Here is a 2763-nt window from a genome sequence, read left to right on the forward strand (position 1 = left end):
CTGACGGTGGCGCCCGGGGTGACGCTGACGCTCGATCCCGGGGTGACGGTGCGTTTCTCGACGAGCGACGTGATGGCCTCGGGGACGGACCTCAGCGAGACGGAGCTCATCGTGCAAGGCACGCTGAGCTCGAAGGGGACGTCGGCGCAGCCGGTGACGCTGTCGGGCACGAGCTCGGGCGCGGGGCAATGGTACGGGGTCGTGTTCCGGCAGACGGCGACGAACCCGGTGGTCTCGGGCATGACGATCACGGACGCGCAATATGGCATCCACGTGATGGAGGGCGCGCCCGCGCTCTCCGGGTTCACGGCGCACACGAACTCGTACGGCGTGTACTACACGGGGACGGGCGGCGGCTCGATCTCGAACGCGGTGATCCGGAACAACGGCAGCCGCGGCGTGTACGTGTATTCGTCGGGCGCCGGGAACGTGTCGCTGTCGATCTCGAACGCGACGATCGTCCAGAACTCGTTCTATGGCGTGCACACGTACACGGGCGGGCCGACGCTGACGGCGACGATCACGAATTCGATCGTGACGGGCCACTCGATCGGGATCTACCGGGAGACGGGCGGCGGCACGTCGACGGTGACGGTGACGTACTCGGACGTGTGGGGAAACACGACGCAGAACTATTCGGGGACGAGCGGCGGCGTCGGGACGATCTCGTCGAACCCGCTTTATGCCGGAGCGCCGACGAACCTCAAGCTCACGGGGTCGAGCTTCTGCATCGACGTGGGCACGGCGACGGGCGCGCCGGCGAAGGACATCGAGGGCACGACGCGGCCGCTCGACGGCGACGGGATCAATGGCGCGGCGTTCGACATGGGCGCCTATGAATACGCGCTCGCCTCGGTCTGCGGCGACGGGACGCTCGGCGCGGGCGAGTTCTGCGACGACGGGGCGGCGAACGGGCAATACGGCAAGTGCAAGGCCGACTGCTCGGGCCCCGGGCCCTACTGCGGCGACGGCGCGACGAACGGGCCGGAGCAATGCGACGACGGCAACGCGTCGAACACCGACGGCTGCCTCGCGACGTGCCTTTCGGCGACCTGCGGCGACGGGTTCGTCCGCTCGGGCGTCGAGCAATGCGACGACGGGAACATGTCGAACACCGACGGCTGCGTCATGGGCTGCAAGACCGCGGCCTGCGGCGACGGCTACGTGCAGACCGGCGTCGAGCAATGCGACGACGGGAACATGACGAACACCGACGTCTGCACGAACGCCTGCAAGCCCGCGTCCTGCGGCGACGGCTACGTGCAGGCGGGCGAGCAATGCGACGACGGGAACTCGTCGAACAATGACGCATGCCTTTCGACCTGCATGAACCCGAGCTGCGGCGACGGCTACGTGCAGACCGGCGTCGAGCAATGCGACGACGGGAACATGGTGAACACCGACGCCTGCGTCATGGGCTGCAAGAACGCCGGCTGCGGCGACGGCTACGTGCAGGCCGGCGTCGAGGTGTGCGACGACGGCAACCAGAACGACAACGACACCTGCCTGAGCACGTGCCAGGCCCCGAAGTGCGGCGACGGCGTCGTGCAAATGGGCGTCGAGCAGTGCGACGACGGCAACATGAACAACGACGACGGTTGCCTGAGCTCGTGCATGACCGCGAAATGCGGCGACGGGTACGTGCAGGCCGGCGTCGAGCAATGCGACGACGGCAACATGGTGAACACGGACGCCTGTCTGAACTCCTGCGCGCAGGCCAAATGCGGCGACGGCGTCGTCCGCGCGGGCTTCGAGCAGTGCGACGACGGCAACCAGAGCAACAACGACGCGTGCTTGAACTCGTGCGTCACCGCGAAGTGCGGCGACGGTCAAGTCCAGACCGGCCTCGAGCAATGCGACGACGGGAACGTGTCGAACACGGACGCATGCCTGAGCACCTGCGTGCAGGCGAGCTGCGGCGACGGGTTCGTGCAGAACGGCGTCGAGGCCTGCGACGACGGCAACGCGAGCAACACGGACGCGTGCCTCAATCAATGCGTGCAGGCGAGCTGCGGCGACGGGTTCGTGCAGGCCGGCGTCGAGCCCTGCGACGACGGCAATGGCAACAACACGGACGCATGCCTCGTCGGCTGCAAGGCGTCGAGCTGCGGTGACGGATTCGTGCAATCGGGCGTCGAGGCCTGCGACGACGGCAACATGGTCGATAGCGACGCCTGCCGGAACAACTGCTCGCTGCCGGGCTGCGGCGACGGCGTCGTCGCGGCGGGCGAGGCGTGCGACGACGGCAACATGTCGAACACGGACGCGTGCCTCGGCACCTGCCTCGCGGCGAGCTGCGGCGACGGGTTCGTGCAATCGGGCGTCGAGGAGTGCGACGACGCAAACGCGAACGACACCGACGGCTGCGTCTCGGGTTGCAAGACCGCGAGCTGCGGCGACGGCTTCGTCGAGGACGGCGTCGAGGCCTGCGACGACGGCAACCAGGACGACACGGACGGCTGCAAGAACGACTGCACGCTGGCGACCTGCGGCGACGGCGTGGTGCAGGCGGACGAGGCGTGCGACGACGGCAACGCCGACGACACGGACGCCTGCCTGTCGACGTGCGAGGACGCGAGCTGCGGCGACGGGTTCGTGCAATCGGGCGTCGAGGAATGCGACGACGGCAATCAGGCGGACGGCGACGGTTGCAGCGCGTCGTGCGCCGATGAAGGCCAGGGCGGCGCAGGCGGCGGCGGCGGTGCCGGCGGCGCAGGCGGCGGCGGCGGCGCAGGTGGTGCCGGCGGCGGCGGCGGCGCAGGC

Annotated in this window: 1 protein-coding gene; it reads left to right on the forward strand. The window is 69.0% G+C overall.

The features are described 5' to 3' along the window. A partial coding sequence (locus tag QHF85_RS49615; RefSeq protein WP_281334565.1) for a DUF4215 domain-containing protein occupies positions 1-2763 on the forward strand: 2763 nt, incomplete at both ends.

It is taken from the genome of Polyangium sp. 6x1, assembly GCF_029946515.1.
In the GTDB taxonomy this organism is placed as follows: Bacteria; Myxococcota_A; Polyangia; order Polyangiales; family Polyangiaceae; genus Polyangium.